Annotated in this window: 14 protein-coding genes; 9 read left to right on the top strand and 5 right to left on the bottom strand. The window is 57.9% G+C overall.

Features of this window, described 5'->3' with window-relative positions; genetic code table 11:
• Position 1: 1 nt before the first annotated feature.
• The 4 genes from P5706_RS07370 to acs form a co-directional block, all read right to left on the bottom strand.
• Complete coding sequence (locus P5706_RS07370) at positions 2-700, bottom strand: ABC transporter permease (RefSeq protein ID WP_099548200.1); 699 nt, start codon at positions 698-700, stop codon at positions 2-4.
• Positions 697-1386: an ABC transporter permease gene (locus P5706_RS07365; RefSeq protein WP_017138431.1), complete on the bottom strand. Its 690-nt coding sequence runs from the start codon at positions 1384-1386 to the stop codon at positions 697-699. Before P5706_RS07365 ends, P5706_RS07370 begins: the two co-directional genes overlap by 4 nt.
• A 91-nt stretch (positions 1387-1477) precedes the next feature.
• Complete coding sequence (gene aotJ, locus P5706_RS07360) at positions 1478-2263, bottom strand: L-arginine-binding protein AotJ (protein ID WP_065929365.1); 786 nt, start codon at positions 2261-2263, stop codon at positions 1478-1480.
• 989 nt (positions 2264-3252) lie between these two features.
• A complete protein-coding gene (acs, locus tag P5706_RS07355; protein WP_056861684.1) occupies positions 3253-5208 on the bottom strand; it encodes an acetate--CoA ligase in 1956 nt (651 codons plus the stop codon).
• Between the two features lie 398 nt (positions 5209-5606).
• Between acs and P5706_RS07350 the strand changes: the two genes are divergently transcribed.
• The 5 genes from P5706_RS07350 (at position 5607) to P5706_RS07330 (ending at position 10117) form a co-directional block, all read left to right on the top strand.
• A complete protein-coding gene (locus tag P5706_RS07350; protein ID WP_200433176.1) occupies positions 5607-5876 on the top strand; it encodes a DUF2790 domain-containing protein in 270 nt (89 codons plus the stop codon).
• A gap of 576 nt (positions 5877-6452) precedes the next feature.
• Entirely contained in the window at positions 6453-7694 is a 1242-nt protein-coding gene (locus P5706_RS07345; protein WP_285678870.1) for a ribonucleotide-diphosphate reductase subunit beta, read from the top strand.
• 356 nt (positions 7695-8050) lie between these two features.
• Positions 8051-8587 carry a BRO-N domain-containing protein gene (locus tag P5706_RS07340; RefSeq protein ID WP_285682672.1) on the top strand — a complete coding sequence of 179 codons (537 nt, stop codon included), beginning with the start codon at positions 8051-8053 and terminating at the stop codon, positions 8585-8587.
• Between the two features lie 99 nt (positions 8588-8686).
• On the top strand, positions 8687-9400 hold the full coding sequence (locus P5706_RS07335; protein WP_285678869.1) for an HNH endonuclease: 714 nt from the start codon (positions 8687-8689) through the stop codon (positions 9398-9400).
• Positions 9401-9472: 72 nt separating this feature from the next.
• Positions 9473-10117 carry an HAD-IB family hydrolase gene (locus P5706_RS07330; RefSeq protein WP_285682670.1) on the top strand — a complete coding sequence of 215 codons (645 nt, stop codon included), beginning with the start codon at positions 9473-9475 and terminating at the stop codon, positions 10115-10117.
• Between the two features lie 219 nt (positions 10118-10336).
• Here the strand turns inward: P5706_RS07330 and P5706_RS07325 are convergent, their stop codons facing one another.
• The gene (locus P5706_RS07325; RefSeq protein ID WP_285678868.1) at positions 10337-11296 is read right to left on the bottom strand and encodes a LysR family transcriptional regulator; all 960 of its coding nucleotides are present in this window, start codon (positions 11294-11296) and stop codon (positions 10337-10339) included.
• A gap of 228 nt (positions 11297-11524) precedes the next feature.
• Here P5706_RS07325 and argH point away from each other — a divergent pair, with 228 nt between their 5' ends.
• The 4 genes from argH to P5706_RS07305 all read left to right on the top strand — a co-directional run bounded on the left by argH (position 11525) and on the right by P5706_RS07305 (position 15725).
• On the top strand, positions 11525-12952 hold the full coding sequence (gene argH, locus P5706_RS07320) for an argininosuccinate lyase (RefSeq protein WP_285678867.1): 1428 nt from the start codon (positions 11525-11527) through the stop codon (positions 12950-12952).
• A 258-nt stretch (positions 12953-13210) separates the two neighbouring features.
• On the top strand, positions 13211-14089 hold the full coding sequence (locus tag P5706_RS07315) for an amino acid ABC transporter permease (RefSeq protein ID WP_105695533.1): 879 nt from the start codon (positions 13211-13213) through the stop codon (positions 14087-14089).
• Positions 14090-14113: 24 nt separating this feature from the next.
• Positions 14114-14878, top strand: coding sequence for an amino acid ABC transporter ATP-binding protein (locus P5706_RS07310; protein WP_017134648.1), 765 nt, complete (start codon positions 14114-14116; stop codon positions 14876-14878).
• 25 nt (positions 14879-14903) lie between these two features.
• The gene (locus P5706_RS07305) at positions 14904-15725 is read left to right on the top strand and encodes an ABC transporter substrate-binding protein (RefSeq protein WP_285678866.1); all 822 of its coding nucleotides are present in this window, start codon (positions 14904-14906) and stop codon (positions 15723-15725) included.
• Positions 15726-15773 lie beyond the last annotated feature (48 nt).

Here is a 15773-nt window from a genome sequence, read left to right as displayed (position 1 = left end):
ATCAATGCTTCCGTGGAGCCAGGTAGCTCAGCCAGCGGCGCTCGGCCAACTTGAACAGGCGTACCAGGATAAAGGTCAGGCACAGGTAGAACACGCCGGCGGTGATATAGGCTTCGAACGGCAAGTAATACTGAGCGTTCACGGTGCGTGCGGCACCGGTGATGTCGATCAAGGTGACGATGGACGCCAGACTGGTGGTCTGCAGCATCATGATCACTTCGTTGCTGTACTGCGGCAGCGCGCGGCGCAGGGCCGACGGCAGCAGGATGCGGCGGTACAGCTTGTAGCGCGACATGCCCATGGCCTTGGCCGCTTCGATCTCACCGTTCGGTGTGGCCTTGAGGCTGCCGGCGATGATTTCGGCGGTATAGGCGCTGGTGTTGATCGCAAACGCCAGGCACGCGCAGAACGTGGCGCTCGACAGCAGCGGCCACAGGAAGCTTTCACGCACCGCTTCGAATTGCGCCAGGCCGTAGTAGATCAAAAACAGCTGCACCAGCATCGGCGTGCCGCGGATCACGTAGGTGTAGAGCCAGGCCGCACCGTTGATGACCGGCTGCTTGGACACGCGCATCAAGCCCAGGGGCAAGGCAGCAAGCAGGCCGAAGAACAGCGAGATGGCCAGCAATTTCAGGGTGGTTACCAGGCCGCCAAGGTACAGCGGCATGGCTTCCCAGATGACGTTGTAGTCGAAGATCATAGATCAGCCGCCCTTACGCCTACCGAGTAGCGCTTCTCAAGGTAACGCAGGGCCAGCAACGACACGCTGGTGATCACCAGGTACATCGCCGCCACTGCGAGGAAGAAGGTAAAAGGCTCGCGGGTGGCGTCTGCCGCCTGCTTGGCCTTGAACATCATGTCTTGCAGGCCCACCACCGAAATCAGCGCGGTGGCCTTGGTGAGTACCAGCCAGTTGTTGGTGAAACCAGGGATCGCCAGCCGGATCATCTGCGGCACCATCACCCGGAAAAACACCTGGAAACTGCTCATGCCATACGCAAGGCCGGCCTCGGCCTGGCCCTTGGGAATGGCCATGAAGGCGCCACGGAAGGTTTCCGAGAGGTAGGCGCCAAAGATGAAACCCAGGGTGCCGATACCGGCGGCCAAGGGGTTCAAGTCGATATAGTCGTCATAGCCGAGCATCGGCGCGACGCGGTTAAGCAGGTCCTGGCCGCCGTAGAAAATCAGCAGAATCAGCACCAGGTCGGGGATCCCGCGGATCACCGTGGAGTACAAGTCACCCAGCCAAGCCAACCAGCGCACCGGCGACAGGCGTAACGCGACCCCGATCAGACCCAGAACAATGGCCAAGGCCATGGACGACAGGGCGAGCTGAAGCGTCAACCATGCGCCATCGAGGATGACAGCCCCGTAGCCGTTCAACATGATTCAGGTCCTCGAAAAGGGGGATGAAAAAATGGCGCAAACCTCAGGAATTCTGTTGCTTGCGCCATTTAGGACAGACAGCTGCGACGAGTTACTTAGGGTCAGCGCCGTAAATATCGAAGTCGAAGTATTTGTCTTGGATTTTCTTGTATTCGCCATTGGCACGGATCGCCGCGATGGCCGCGTTGATCTTGTCCAGGTCGGCCTTGTCGCCTTTACGCACAGCGATACCGATGCCGTCACCGAAGTACTTGGCGTCGGTGAACTGTGGGCCCACGAACGCGTAGCCTTTACCGGCCGGGGTTTTCAGGAAGCCGTCTTGCAGCAGGGTGGCGTCGGCCACGGTGCCGTCAAGGCGACCGGCTTCCACGTCCAGGTAGATTTCGTTCTGCGAGCTGTAAGGCACAACCGTGACGCCTTTAGGGGCCAGGACTTCCTTGGCGAAACGATCGTGGATCGAACCGCGTTGCACGCCGATCTTCTTGCCCTTCAATTCATCCAGGCTGTCGCTGACGGTGGTGCCTTCCTTCATCACCAGCTGCGCTGGGCTCAGGTAATAGCGGTTGGTGAAGTCCACAGACTTCTTGCGGTCTTCGGTGATGGACATGGACGACAGGATCGCGTCGATCTTGCGCACTTTAAGCGCAGGGATCAGGCCGTCAAATTCTTGCTCAACCCATACGCACTTGACCTTCATCTCAGCGCACAGGGCGTTGCCGATGTCGTAGTCAAAACCGACGATGCTGCCATCCGGCGCCTTCGAGGCAAACGGAGGGTAAGCCGCTTCGATACCAATTTTCAGAGGCTTTTCATCAGCGAAGGCCTGCATGGACAGCACGGACAGCGCCAGGGCGCCCAACAGCACAAGTTTCTTCATCTTGGGACTCCATCGGTATAGGGCAAAAAGCAGAATGAGCCGTGGCCCACGATGCGACTTAAGTGAAACCGAATAGCGGTGCTGCGTCCTACCCCGAATCAATACAGGAGACGACGAGCGAGTGATCGGCATTCTAACGACAGGCCGGAAGCCGATATTTCCTCAATGCGACAACAATTTACAGAAGCACCGAGAAAGCGGTTCCAGCACATTGACAGCCTCTGAATTTTATGCAGAGACAAAAGATATTAAACCTGTTGATGCTGCAAATTGCGGGCCTATTATTCGCAAACCCTTCTAGCACGGCAAGTCTGGCGTTTAATCTTATTTCTGAGGGTGTCTAAAACGCGGGTTTTCGGGGCACAGGCGTAGCACATTGCCTCAGGATTGGGCGTGGGGTTACACATTTAGGGTGGCCGGTAACATTCAGAAACCTCCTACGAGAGAAACCGATATTTATTGGCCTACGCACAGATCGTTCCCACGCTCTGCGTGGGGATGCATCCTGTGACGCTCTGCGTCACGCCCCAAGAACGGACGCGGAGCGTGGGAACGATCAGACTCCGGCCATGAAACACATTCCAAATGTGGGAGCTGGCTTGCCTGCGATAGCGGCCTGTCAGCTAACCCACCTGTGCCTGATACGCCCTCATCGCAGCATAGGTATCTATACAACCGGTTAGGTGGCAGGTGGGCTGTTGTGGCGAGCAGGCTTGTCCTGCGTTGGGCTGCGAAGCGGCCCCAGTAAAAGCACTGCAGTTTTCCTGAAAGAACTCAGCGTCTGGGTCAGGGGCTGCTTCGCAGCCCAACGCAGGACAAGCCTGCTCGCCACAGGAGAAATGGCTGCCTTCAAAAGTTGTCTCGATACCCATGCTCATCGCAGGCAAGCCCCCACAGTGATCCGGTTTCGCCGCAGAGGTCGGACCAAGCCCCACAAAAAAGCCCCACCCGGCTCACGCCGAACGGGGCTTTATCTGACCCAGCCCGCCTTATGCGACGTTCATGGTCTTGTGCGTCTCAATCAAATGCGCCACCACCCCTGGGTCGGCCAAGGTGGAGATATCCCCCAACCCGTCATACTCAGCCGTAGCGATCTTGCGCAGAATCCGGCGCATGATTTTACCCGAACGCGTCTTCGGCAAGCCCGGCGCCCACTGGATCACATCCGGTGAGGCAATCGGCCCAATCTCTTTGCGCACCCAGTTTTTCAACTCCAGGCGCAGCGCTTCGTTCGGCTCTTCACCATTCTTGAGCGTGACATACACATAGATGCCCTGCCCCTTGATGTCATGCGGTACACCGACCACCGCTGCCTCAGCGACTTTCGGGTGCGCAACCATCGCGCTTTCAATCTCGGCGGTGCCCATGCGGTGTCCGGACACGTTCAACACGTCGTCCACACGCCCGGTGATCCACCAGTAGCCGTCTTCATCGCGACGCGCACCGTCGCCGGTGAAATACATGCCACGGAAGGTCTTGAAGTAGGTGTCGACAAAGCGGTCATGGTCGCCATACAGCGTGCGCGCCTGGCCTGGCCACGAATCGAGGATCACCAGGTTGCCTTCGGCAGCGCCCTCGATGATGTTACCGAGGTTGTCCACCAGCGCCGGCACCACGCCAAAGAATGGGCGCGCCGCCGAACCCGGCTTGAGCGCGTGGGCACCCGGCAGCGGGCTCATCAAGGTGGCGCCGGTTTCGGTCTGCCACCAGGTGTCGACGATCGGGCAACGGGATTGGCCGACATTCTTGTAGTACCAATCCCAGGCTTCCGGGTTGATCGGCTCACCCACCGACCCGAGCAAGCGCAGGCTGCTGCCGTCCACACCTTCGCAGGCAGCAGTGCCTGAAGCCATCATCGCGCGGATCGCGGTCGGCGCGGTGTAGAGGATATTGACCTTGTGCTTGTCAACGATCTTGCCGACCCGCGTGATATCCGGGTAGTTCGGCACACCTTCAAACAACAGCGTGGTCGCACCATTGGCCAGCGGGCCATAGACGATATAAGTGTGACCGGTGACCCAACCGACGTCGGCGGTGCACCAATAGATTTCGCCTGGGCGGTAGTCGAACACACGCTCGTGGGTCAGGGCCGCGTACAGCAAGTAGCCGCCAGTGGTGTGCTGCACGCCTTTAGGCTTGCCGGTGGAGCCAGAGGTGTAAAGGATGAACAGCGCTTCTTCGGCGCCCATCTCCTTAGGCGCACACACAGTGCCCGCCACTTTCATCAGGTCTTCGTACCAGATGTCGCGATGCTGGTTCCACTTGATGTTGCCATTGGTGCGCTTGCACACGATGACTTTCTGGATGCTGCTGGTTTCCGGGTTGGTCAGCGCGTCGTCGACGTTGGCCTTCAGCGGAATTTTCTTACCGGCGCGGATGCCTTCGTCGGCGGTGATCACCACCTTCGACTTACAGTCGATAATGCGACCGGCCAGGGCTTCCGGCGAAAAACCGCCAAACACCACGGAGTGAATCGCACCGATGCGGGTACAGGCCAACATGGCGACCACGGCTTCGGGGATCATCGGCATATAGATAGTCACCACGTCGCCGCGATGCACATCCTGGCCGCGCAGAGCGTTGGCGAACTTGCAGACTTCTTCATGCAGCTCGCGGTAGGTGATGGTGCGGCTTTCGGAAGGGTCATCGCCCTCCCAGATGATCGCCGCCTGATCACCACGCTCGGCGAGGTGGCGGTCCAGGCAGTTGTAGGAAACGTTGAGGGTGCCGTCGGCAAACCATTTGATGTCGACATGGTGGTCGTCGAAAGAAGTCTGCTTGACCGCAGTGAAAGGCTTGACCCAGTCAAGGCGCTTGGCTTGCTCGCGCCAGAAACCATCGGGGTTGACCACCGACTGCTGGTACATGGCCTTGTAGGTCGCCTCGTCGGTCAGCGTGTTGGCTGCTACTTCGGGGCGAACGGGGTACAGGGAAGCCGCACTCATCTTTCTTACCTCGGTGACATAGTTGTTGTTGTATGGCCCCTGTTGTAGCCGGGGCAGCCCCATAGAACCATTCGACGATGGTAGTAACAAGCCCCTACAAATTGCCCTGCTATGCCTTTTCAGGGCTCTGGCCCACGGCCTGCACGGCTTTGGCGCCTGATGAAAAAACCTTTACCAAGGGATTGTTACAAAAACCGCCAATAGTGTTTATCAAAAGCACGGGTATATGAATATAACCCGCAGGCCTAAAATCAACTCCGCCAACACGGCACTGTGATTAACACCGTAACAGCCCCCACGAAGGCAACGTTAATCCGAACTTCCCAACTCTTAAGTTACACACGCGGCCTCATAAGGGCCCCGTGACCCCTTTCGCCCTGAAGAAGGTAAATACACAAATGAAAGCTTTAGTAGTTATGGCCCTCAGCAGCTTGTGCGCCACCGCCGCCCTGGCCGACGAAGCCCCGACTGAGCTGGCTGGACACAACGCACCGGTAGTTGAGGATTACACTTACAGCACACACTTGGATGTCGCCAAAGTTTTATCCATGAGCAGCGTCCCGGAAGTGTGCCAGGTTGTACCGGTACAAATGGAATATGAAGATTCGCAAGGTCAGCGGCACATTCTTCAATATCAAGTCATGGGCAATGGTTGTTCTAACGGGTAATAACTTGTTCAGTCAGATCTAAACCCGGATCTTGGTCGCCGCAAGAAATCGTTCTTGCGGCCAAGAACCGCCCTCATGTCCACCCCGGACCCAATGTGGGAGCTGGCTTGCCTGCGATGGCGATCCCAGCCAAACCTATCCCACACAGCCCTTCCCAATTCCCCCTCCCCAGCCCTACAAAAACTATCCCACCGCCTGTCAAAAAATTCCTACCCCTGCAAAGCCTTGCAAACACACGCTCTGGCCGAAAACCACACCATTTTGGCGCTCAATCGTGACCATCCGCCGCAACACAAAGCCGATTTTTTCCCTATAATGCGCGGGTAAATCGGGCCTGCAATATCCCTTTACACTGGGATGAAGAGCCAGACCTGAGGCCTCCGCGCGAGCCTGCATCTGTTGCTGCGCACCTCAAGCCTCAAGCAGAACCCGTAACCCTATTCCGTTTATTTGCCTGCGCGAGCTGTTGCAACAAACGATTCCTTAAGATCCACCGCGGCCTCAGGGCCGTGTGAACACCCAACCATCCGGTTTCACACGGGCACCTTTGAGCCCTCACGCAGGAGACGACACGTCATGCTGAGCTGGGACGAATTCGACAAAGAAGAAGAAGGCGAAGTAGGCGCCAACGCCGGCCACGCCACCGAAGCCAACATGGACCGCCTCGACGGTGCCGGCGCTGCCGCCGCCATCGAAGCCCGCGCCGTCACCGCCAACGACTCCGCCGCCATCGTGCGCGCCAAGGCCGCCCTGGACAAACTCGACGTCGCCGAAGGCCTCGCCGAGCTCGAAGGCTCCGCCGCCCGCGTCGCCGTTGACGAAAAGCGCATGATCAACTGCCGCGCCGACCTCAACCAACTCGTGCCTTTCAAGTACGACTGGGCCTGGCAGAAGTACCTCGACGGCTGCGCCAACCACTGGATGCCGCAAGAGGTCAACATGACCGCCGACATCGCCCTGTGGAAAAACCCCGAAGGCCTGACCGACGACGAACGCCGCATCGTCATGCGCAACCTCGGCTTCTTCTCCACCGCCGACTCCCTGGTTGCCAACAACCTGGTGCTGGCCGTGTACCGCCTGATCACCAACCCGGAGTGCCGCCAGTACATCCTGCGCCAGGCCTTCGAAGAAGCGATCCACACCCACGCCTACCAGTACTGCATCGAATCGCTGGCCATGGATGAAGGCGAGATCTTCAACATGTACCACGAGATTCCATCGGTCGCCAAAAAAGCCGCCTGGGGCCTCAAGTACACCCGCTCGATCTCCGATCCGAAGTTCGAAACCGGCACCGTCGAAACCGACAAAGAACTGCTGCGCAACCTGGTCGCCTACTACTGCGTCCTGGAAGGCATCTTCTTCTACTGCGGCTTCACCCAAATCCTGTCCATGGGCCGCCGCAACAAAATGACCGGCGTCGCGGAACAGTTCCAGTACATCCTGCGTGACGAGTCGATGCACCTGAACTTCGGTATCGATGTGATCAACCAGATCAAAATCGAAAACCCGCACTTGTGGGATGCCGAGATGAAGGAAGAAGCGACCCAGATGATTTTGCAGGGGACGCAGCTGGAGATTGAATACGCGCGCGATACCATGCCGCGCGGGGTTCTCGGCATGAATGCGGCGATGATGGAGGATTACCTCAAGTTCATCGCGAACCGCCGTCTGTCGCAGATCGGCCTGAAAGAAGAGTACCCAGGGACGACTAACCCGTTCCCGTGGATGAGCGAGATCATGGACTTGAAGAAAGAGAAAAACTTCTTCGAAACCCGTGTGATCGAGTACCAGACCGGCGGCGCGCTGAGCTGGGATTGATTCCTTAGCCAAGCGTCTTTAATCAGCCCTGACTTGTTCAGGGCTTTTTTATGCCCTCTTGATCTGTTTAGGAACCGTCTTACACCAGGATCATCCATAGAAAGGTTGATACGAATTTCGATGTTAAATATTCTCGTCTACCGGTGCCTAAGAAACGCCCAACGTAGCTGCTAGCCTCACTCAAACAGCCAAGAAACCGCAGACTAATTATGCGGAATGAATGCTGTATCGAGGCCTAGCAAGTTGGAGTTTCTTAAATCCGCTCTCTACGTTGGGTTCACTCCCTTCCTTAAATCACGTAGAGGTCATAGGAAATGTCTAGCCAATATCTGCTCAACTTACCTGACGCTAAAGACATGGCCGCATCCGAGCTTTCAATCGCCTTAGTTTTTACTCGTCATAATCTTCATTTACATGCCCTCCTTCTAGAAAACCAAGCGTGGTTCTGTGCGCGTGACCTTGGGCGTTTGATGGGGTGGTTTCTGGATGAGCGCACGACTCGCAAGCTCGATGAAGACCAACGAAGAACTTTAAAACTGCTGTTCCACGGTCAACCGGAAGAAATGCTGATGATCAGCGAATCCGGGGCTTACGCGCTGTTGGTTTATCACTACACACCGGGGAATCGCCTTCTGCGTAGTTGGCTCACTCATGAAGTGGTTCCAACGTTGCGGGACGCGGGGCAGCCACGCACGGTGGAGCGCCCACTGTTGAGCATGCTGGATTGGCCGGAGATGTCGTTGAACCTGCTGCATTGGCAGGATGAGGGCTGGATACGGCTTCGGGACATGCCGTATTTGCTGGTTAATCGGACCTATCTGAGGGGGTCAGCAAAGACTCCGTGGTGGCGAAAGCTCACCCAAATTTTCCGAATTAAGCAGCGACTGTACTGAAGATAACGAACGGTAAATCCCACCGATTCGTAGGAGATTTCGTAGACGCAGTAATGGCTACTCAGTATCGTCCGAGGGTTTTCTACCCTCGGCGGCTGTATGGATATTGCGAAAGACAAAACGGACTGGAGCGACTCGGAGTTGGCAGCGGCGGTCGAGGCGTACCTGAAGATGTTGGCCTGGGAGAAAAACGGCCAGCCTTTTAACAAAGCCCTCGAAAACCGCATCCTGCGCGAAGGCCCGGTGGCGGGTCGCGCGAAGGGTTCCATTGAATTTCGCATGCAAAACATCTCCACCGTGCTTGTGCGTATGGGCTGGGACCGTATCGAAGGCTATAAGCCTGCAAAGAACGTGGGTACGGGCGTGGAGCAACGCATCCGCCAAGCGCTTGCCGAGCAGGGTGTATTCGAATCCGAAGACGCAGCACAAACGGCAGATGAGCAAACGCTTATCCGCCGCGCATCCAAACTGCAGCAGCAACCTTTCCAAAAGCTACCGGATGGTATCGCCAACCCGCAGAAAGTGTCGACCATCAGCACCGCCTTTGTCCGCGATCCAAAGGTACGCGCCTGGGTACTAAAAGAAGCCAAAGGCATTTGCGAAGGCTGCGGCTCTAACGCACCTTTCGAAGTCGACGGTTTGCCATTTCTTGAAGTACATCACGTCAAGCACCTGGCCCAGAAGGGTTCGGATCGCACGACCAATGCTGTAGCCTTGTGCCCCAATTGCCATCAGCGTTGTCACCGGTCGAGTGATCGGGAAGAGTTCACCCAAGGGCTTTACTCGAAAATCGAAAGGTTGAGAGAAGAGTAAACTCCCGCTGTCACACCTGATGAACGCTCAAAAAATACTAGATAGGACCGAGGCCAACCCGTGAACCCAGACATGCTTGAAGCCGGCCCCATCGACGCCAAAGTACTCTCCGTCTTTGACTTCGACGGCACCCTCACCCACCACGACAGTTTCGTGCCCTTCCTCAAATTTGCCTTCGGCCCCGTTGAGTTTTATGGCCGGATGGTCAAACTCGCCGTGCCGGGGTTGCGCTTTTTGCTGCAGCAGATCAGCCGGGATGAGTTGAAGGCGCAGTTGATCCGCACCTTTATGACCGGGGTGGAGAAGGCGTGGGTGCAGCAGCAGGCTGAGGCGTATTGTCAGCGTTATTGGACCAAGTTGATGCGCCCCAAGGGCTTGCAGTCGGTGGAAGATGAGGTGAAGTCCGGGGCGGTGGTGACGCTGTGTTCGGCGTCGCCGGCGTTGGTGCTGCAGCCGTTTGCGAATCGGCTGGGCATCAAGTTGATCGGCACTGAGCTTGAGGTGGTCGACGGCGTGTTGACGGGCAAGCTCACGGGGAATAACTGCCGCTGTGAGAACAAGGTGCTGCGCCTTGAGGCGGTGTATGGGGATTTGGGCGAGTATCGGTTACGCGCCTGGGGTGATACGCGTGGTGATCGGGAGTTGCTGGCGGCGGCGCAGGATGCGCATTTTCGGCATTTTCATTCGAAGAAGAAGCAGGGCAAGTTGCAGCGGTGATGCGGGTGGGTGGGGTCGGCGGGGAAACCGAGTCGATCCTATCGCTGCCTCGCTGGGGCTCGAGAGCTCCCACATTGGGATCGGCTTCAAGCTGGGAAGCTCACTAGCATGGGGTGCTAGGGGTCGATGCAGATGGATGTGCTCGGAGGCTGGACCGAGGCGATCCCATCGCTGCCTCGCTGGGGCTCGAGAGCTCCCACATTTGAGCTTTGTTGACGCTTAGGCCGGCGTCTTCAGGTCCACACCCAGCGCTGTTGCGAAGGCTTTTACCATCGGGCTTCTCGGGGCGTTATGACGCAGGATCAGGTTGAATGCCGTGCTCAGGTGAACCTGTTCCGGGCACAGTGCGCGCAGGCGCCCTTCCCTTACCAGTGGCGCTGCGTAATGTTCCGGCAGGAAGCCTAAGAAGCGGCCGGTGAGGATCAGGATGGCGACGGCTTCCACCTGTGAGGCCGAGGCAGACTGACTGTCGTAGGTGACGAAGTTGGCCTTGTCGCGATGGATCGCGTACCGGTGGTTGACGACTTCGTATTGGCGCAGCACCTCTGGGGTGATGTCGCTCGCGTTGAACAGCGGGTGTCCTACGGCGCAGTAGGCGTGGGCTTTTTCTTCGTACAGAGGAAAATAGTCGAATTCTTCGCGGCGTTGGTACACCGGCACGATGCCGACGATCAGCCGCCCTTCCACCACGCCGCGTTCAACTTCGTCGAGTTGCGAGGCATGTAGACGCAATCTAATTTTTGGCGATTCGCTGTGTAATTTCCCCAGCGCGGTAATTAGCGGGGAATTAACGTCGGACACGGTGTTATCAATAACGCCGACACTAAGGTCACCAATCAGCTCGTTTTGCGCCGAACTAAGCTTGTCGCGAAAACTGTCTACCGAGGTAAATAACTCGATGGACGCTTGATACACCAACTTGCCTTCTTCGGTCAGGCCGAACCCTTCGCGGCCCCGTGTACACAGGCGCATGCCGATGCGAATTTCAAGGTCGGAGATCTGTTTGCTGATGGCCGCCAGGCCCACGTTCAGCTCGTTTTGCGCGGCGCTGAAGCCGCCGGCTTCGACCACGGCCATGAACACGCGCAGCAGTTTGAAGTCCAGCCCGCTCAGTTGCAGCGGCGGTCGTGTGCCGGGTTTTGGCGGCATGTTTCCAGAAGTGGAAAGTGGGGTTTCCATAATACGCGTTGACCTCAAGTGCCATATTCAACAGGCTTCAACCCAATCCTTGAACATAGCCAGGCGGCGATAATGGCTGCAAACATCCGCCCTTGGCAACCTTGAATATAGCGGGTTGAACAGCACACAGAGGCTGATTTAACACCCGTAAAAACCTGACATTACGATCAGGTCTTTTTAGCTTTTTACTGCCTCCGACTCTTCTAAAAACAAGCGTGAGGAATACCGATGTCCCAGCCCACTGACCGCCTTTGGGGCGCTCGTTTCAAGACCGGCCCGTCTGCTGCCTTGGCCGCGTTGTCGCGTTGCCCTGAGCGCTATTTCCGCCTGACGCCCTACGACCTGGCCGGCTCCCGTGCCCATGCCCGTGAGTTGCAGCGCGCCGGTTTGCTGGATGAGTCGGAAACCCTGCGCACCCTGGAAGCCCTGGACCGTATCGGTGACGATTTCGCCGCCGGCCGCCTGCATCCAACCCTGGATGACGAGGACGTACACACTTTTATCGAACGCGTATTGACCGAGCGCCTGGGCGCCTTGGGCGGCAAGTTGCGCGCCGGGCGTTCGCGTAACGACCAGACCGCCAATGACCTGCGCCTGTTCCTGCGCGACCATGCGCGCACCATCACCAGCGAGGTGTTGGGTTTACAGCAGGCGCTGGTGGAGCAGGCTGAGCAGCACATCGACAGCATCTGCCCAGGCTTTACCCATTTGCAGCAGGCGCAACCGATTGTGTTCGCCCACCACTTGCTGGCGCACGCGCAATCGATGCTGCGCGATGTGCAGCGCCTGGTGGATTGGGATGCGCGCACGGCGTTGTCGCCGTTGGGTGCCGCGGCGATGGCCGGTTCTGCCATTGCACGCCAGCCCGAGCATTCGGCCAAGGAAATGGGCTACACCGGGCCGTGCGAAAACTCCATTGATGCCGTAGCCAGCCGTGACCATGTGGCGGAGTTTCTGTTTGTGGCGGGCATGCTCGGGGTGAATATTTCGCGGCTGTCGGAGGAGTTTTGCCTGTGGTCGTCGCGCCAGTTTCGCTGGGTGGTATTGGACGATGCCTACGCCACCGGCAGCTCGATCATGCCGCAGAAAAAGAACCCGGACATTGCCGAACTGGCGCGGGGCAAGGCCGGGCGTTTGATTGGCAACCTGACCGGGTTGATGTCGACGCTTAAATCCTTGCCGCTGTCGTACAACCGCGATTTGAGTGAAGACAAGCACAGTGTGTTGGACAGCGTCGACACTTTGCTGCTGGTACTGCCGGCGATGGCCGGGATGGTTGCGACCATGAAGGTGCAGGTGGACGAACTGCGGCGCCAGGCACCGATGGGCTTTACCTTGGCGACCGAGGTGGCGGATTGGTTGGCCACCCGTGGTGTGCCGTTTAAAGAGGCGCATGAGATTACCGGCGCGTTGGTGCAGGCCTGTGAGCAGCATGAGATTGAATTGTGGGAAGCCTCGCCGGCGATGTTGGCGCAGGTGGATGCGCGGTTGCTGCCTGAGGTGCGTGAGTGCCTGACCCTGGAGGCGGCGATTGCGGCGCGCAGTGGCTGGGGTGGCACGGCGCCGGAGCGGATTCGCGAGCAGATTGGGCGGTTGAAGGTGGCGTTGGCTGAGCAGCAGCAGTGGGTTGAGCGTTATCAGGGGTTTCGGATTTAAGCCTGGGTAGGTGTGGTGAGCTGACTGGCGCTTTCGCAGGCAAGCCAGCTCCCACATTGCATCGGGTTTCAACCGTGGGACCGAGTACAGCGGTAGTCGTTTTTTGACGATCGTTCCCACGCTCTGCGTGGGAATGCATCCTGTGACGCTCCGCGTCGCCAAGCCACGCACTAACAGCGGGACGCGGAGCGTCCGAGGCGACATTCCCACGCAGAGCGTGGGAACGATCAAGCAACACGTATTTTTTGGAGAATCACCATGAACCAAACCCCGGCGGAGCGCTTGGAAGCTGAGCGCAAGTTGTCCGAGAACCAGTTCGATATCACGCAATACGAGCACGTACCGCGGCGGTATTACGGGCGGATGTTTTTTGCCACGTTGATCGTGATCGCCCTGGCCGCGCTACTGCGCGCATTTGCCAATGGCCAGATCGAATGGTCCTACATCGGCCAGTTCCTCACGTCTGAAGCCATCCTCTGGGGGCTGGTGAATACCATTGTCATGTCGATCCTGGCGATGGCGCTGGGCGTGGTGATCGGGGTGATCACGGCGATCATGCGCATGTCGGCCAACCCGATCCTGCGCTATGTGGCCATCACCTACACCTGGCTGTTCCGCGGTACGCCGCTGATTCTGCAATTGCTGCTGTGGTTCAACCTGGCGCTGATTTTCCCGGTGATCGCGATTCCCGGCGTGTTCAGCATCGACACCGTCGACCTGATGACCCCGTTCGTGGCCGCCCTGCTTGGCCTGAGCATCAACCAGGGCGCCTACACCGCCGAAGTGGTGCGTGCCGGTTTGCTCTCGGTGGACACCGGCCAATATGAAGCGGCCAAGTCTATCGGTATGCCGAGCCTGCAAGCACTGCGTAGGGTGATTCTGCCGCAGGCCATGCGCGTAATCATTCCACCGGTAGGCAACGAGTTCATCAGCATGGTGAAAATGACCAGCCTGGCCAGCGTGATCCAGTACTCGGAGCTGCTGCACAACGCGCAAAACATCTACTACGCCAACGCGCGGGTCATGGAGCTGCTGATTGTGGCCGGTATCTGGTACCTGGCGGTGGTGACTGTTCTTTCATTTGGTCAAAGCCGCCTCGAGCGTCGTTTTGCCCGCGGCGCCGGCAAGCGTTCGTAAGTTTGGGTTGAGGAGATTTGCCCCATGAGAAGCATCGTCAAGGCCGTCAACCTGAACAAGTATTACGACCAGTATCACGCGCTGCGCGACATCAATATCGAGGTCGAGCAAGGCGAAGTGATGTGCATCATTGGCCCGTCCGGTTCGGGCAAAAGCACGCTGCTGCGTTGCGTCAACCAGCTGGAAAAAATCGACAAGGGCGGCCTGTGGGTCGACGGCGAGCTGGTCGGTTACCGAGTGGTGGGCAACAAGCTGCATGAGATGAATGAATCGCAGATTGCCCGCCAGCGCCTGGCCACCGGCATGGTGTTCCAGCGTTTCAATTTGTTCCCGCATATGACCGTGTTGCAGAACATCATCGAAGGCCCGGTGCAGGTGCTCAAGCGCTCGCCCAAGGAAGCCATCGAAGATGCGCTGGAGTTGCTGGCCCGCGTGGGTCTGGCGGACAAGCGCAATGCCTACCCGGTGGAATTGTCCGGTGGCCAGCAACAACGTGTGGCTATTGCTCGCGCCTTGGCGATGCGCCCCAAGTTGATGCTGTTTGACGAACCCACGTCAGCCCTCGACCCAGAGCTTGTGGGAGAAGTGCTGTCGGTGATGCGTGATTTGGCCACCACCGGCATGACCATGATCGTGGTCACCCATGAGTTGGGCTTCGCCCGCGAAGTCTCCAACCGCATGGTGTTTATGGATGCCGGCCAGATTGTGGAAGCCGGCAGCCCCGAAGAAATTCTAATAAGCCCACAAAACCCGCGTACCCAAAGCTTTATTTCTGCCGTTCGCACTTAACTAAAAAACTAACGAGAACGCCCCCATGAAAAAATTATTTATCCCAACGTTGCTCGCAGGCCTGATGGCCTCCACGTTTGTGTTCGCGGCATTGCCGGCGGCAATCAAGGACAAGGGTGAGATCAGCGCGGCCATCGTGCCGAACTACCCACCGATGGATTTCAAGGACACCGCCACCAACAAACTCACCGGCCTGGACTTTGACCTGGGCAATGCCCTGGCTGAGCGCCTGGGTGTGAAGATCAAATGGCAGGAAACCGGCTTCGAGCAGATGCTCAGCGGCCTGACCACCAAGCGCGTCGACATTGTGCTGTCGGGCATGAGCGACACCGCCGAACGCCAGAAGGCCGTGACCTTCATCGACTACTTTACCAGCGGCCCGCAGCTGTACACCCTGGCCAAGCGTGAAGACCTTCAGGCACTGACTGACCTGTGCGGTAAAAAAGTCGGCACCAGCCGCCGTACTACCTGGCCGTCGGAAATTGCCGCATGGAGCAAGGAAAACTGCGAAGCAGCCGGTAAGCCAGCCATTGTGGTGATCGGCACCGAAGGCTCGGCAGATGCACGCGCGCAGTTGCAGCAGAACCGTCTGGATGCGGCGATGCAGGGCAGCGAGACCATTCCTTATTTGATGTCGCTGGATAAGGGCAAGTACAAGCCGGTGGGTCTGGCGATTTCCAAGCAGTTCACGGGGCTGGGGATCGAGAAGAACAACACTGAGCTGGTGACGGCGATCAGTGAAACGCTGCAGGGCATGATTGATGATGGCACCTACGGCAAGATCCTCAAGAAGTGGGATCTGGAGCAGGGTGCGGTGGAAAAAATCTCCATCAATGCAGGCCAGTAAATACACGATCTAGAATGTGGGAGCTGGCTTGCCTGCGATAGCGGTGGG

Source organism: Pseudomonas sp. ChxA, assembly GCF_030263855.1.
GTDB classification, from domain to species: domain Bacteria; phylum Pseudomonadota; class Gammaproteobacteria; order Pseudomonadales; family Pseudomonadaceae; genus Aquipseudomonas; species Aquipseudomonas fluorescens_CB.
Note: the sequence above shows the minus strand (reverse complement) of the source record. Positions and strands in the feature narration are given on the sequence as shown.

What these genes read in the sequence shown, in the direction of transcription:
- P5706_RS07370 (WP_099548200.1), bottom strand. Translation starts at nt 700, where the DNA reads ATGATCTTCGACTACAACGTCATCTGGGAAGCCATGCCGCTGTACCTT.
- P5706_RS07365 (WP_017138431.1), bottom strand. Translation starts at nt 1,386, where the DNA reads ATGTTGAACGGCTACGGGGCTGTCATCCTCGATGGCGCATGGTTGACG.
- aotJ (WP_065929365.1), bottom strand. Translation starts at nt 2,263, where the DNA reads ATGAAGAAACTTGTGCTGTTGGGCGCCCTGGCGCTGTCCGTGCTGTCC.
- acs (WP_056861684.1), bottom strand. Translation starts at nt 5,208, where the DNA reads ATGAGTGCGGCTTCCCTGTACCCCGTTCGCCCCGAAGTAGCAGCCAAC.
- P5706_RS07350 (WP_200433176.1), top strand. Translation starts at nt 5,607, where the DNA reads ATGAAAGCTTTAGTAGTTATGGCCCTCAGCAGCTTGTGCGCCACCGCC.
- P5706_RS07345 (WP_285678870.1), top strand. Translation starts at nt 6,453, where the DNA reads ATGCTGAGCTGGGACGAATTCGACAAAGAAGAAGAAGGCGAAGTAGGC.
- P5706_RS07340 (WP_285682672.1), top strand. Translation starts at nt 8,051, where the DNA reads ATGGCCGCATCCGAGCTTTCAATCGCCTTAGTTTTTACTCGTCATAAT.
- P5706_RS07335 (WP_285678869.1), top strand. Translation starts at nt 8,687, where the DNA reads ATGGATATTGCGAAAGACAAAACGGACTGGAGCGACTCGGAGTTGGCA.
- P5706_RS07330 (WP_285682670.1), top strand. Translation starts at nt 9,473, where the DNA reads ATGCTTGAAGCCGGCCCCATCGACGCCAAAGTACTCTCCGTCTTTGAC.
- P5706_RS07325 (WP_285678868.1), bottom strand. Translation starts at nt 11,296, where the DNA reads ATGGAAACCCCACTTTCCACTTCTGGAAACATGCCGCCAAAACCCGGC.
- argH (WP_285678867.1), top strand. Translation starts at nt 11,525, where the DNA reads ATGTCCCAGCCCACTGACCGCCTTTGGGGCGCTCGTTTCAAGACCGGC.
- P5706_RS07315 (WP_105695533.1), top strand. Translation starts at nt 13,211, where the DNA reads ATGAACCAAACCCCGGCGGAGCGCTTGGAAGCTGAGCGCAAGTTGTCC.
- P5706_RS07310 (WP_017134648.1), top strand. Translation starts at nt 14,114, where the DNA reads ATGAGAAGCATCGTCAAGGCCGTCAACCTGAACAAGTATTACGACCAG.
- P5706_RS07305 (WP_285678866.1), top strand. Translation starts at nt 14,904, where the DNA reads ATGAAAAAATTATTTATCCCAACGTTGCTCGCAGGCCTGATGGCCTCC.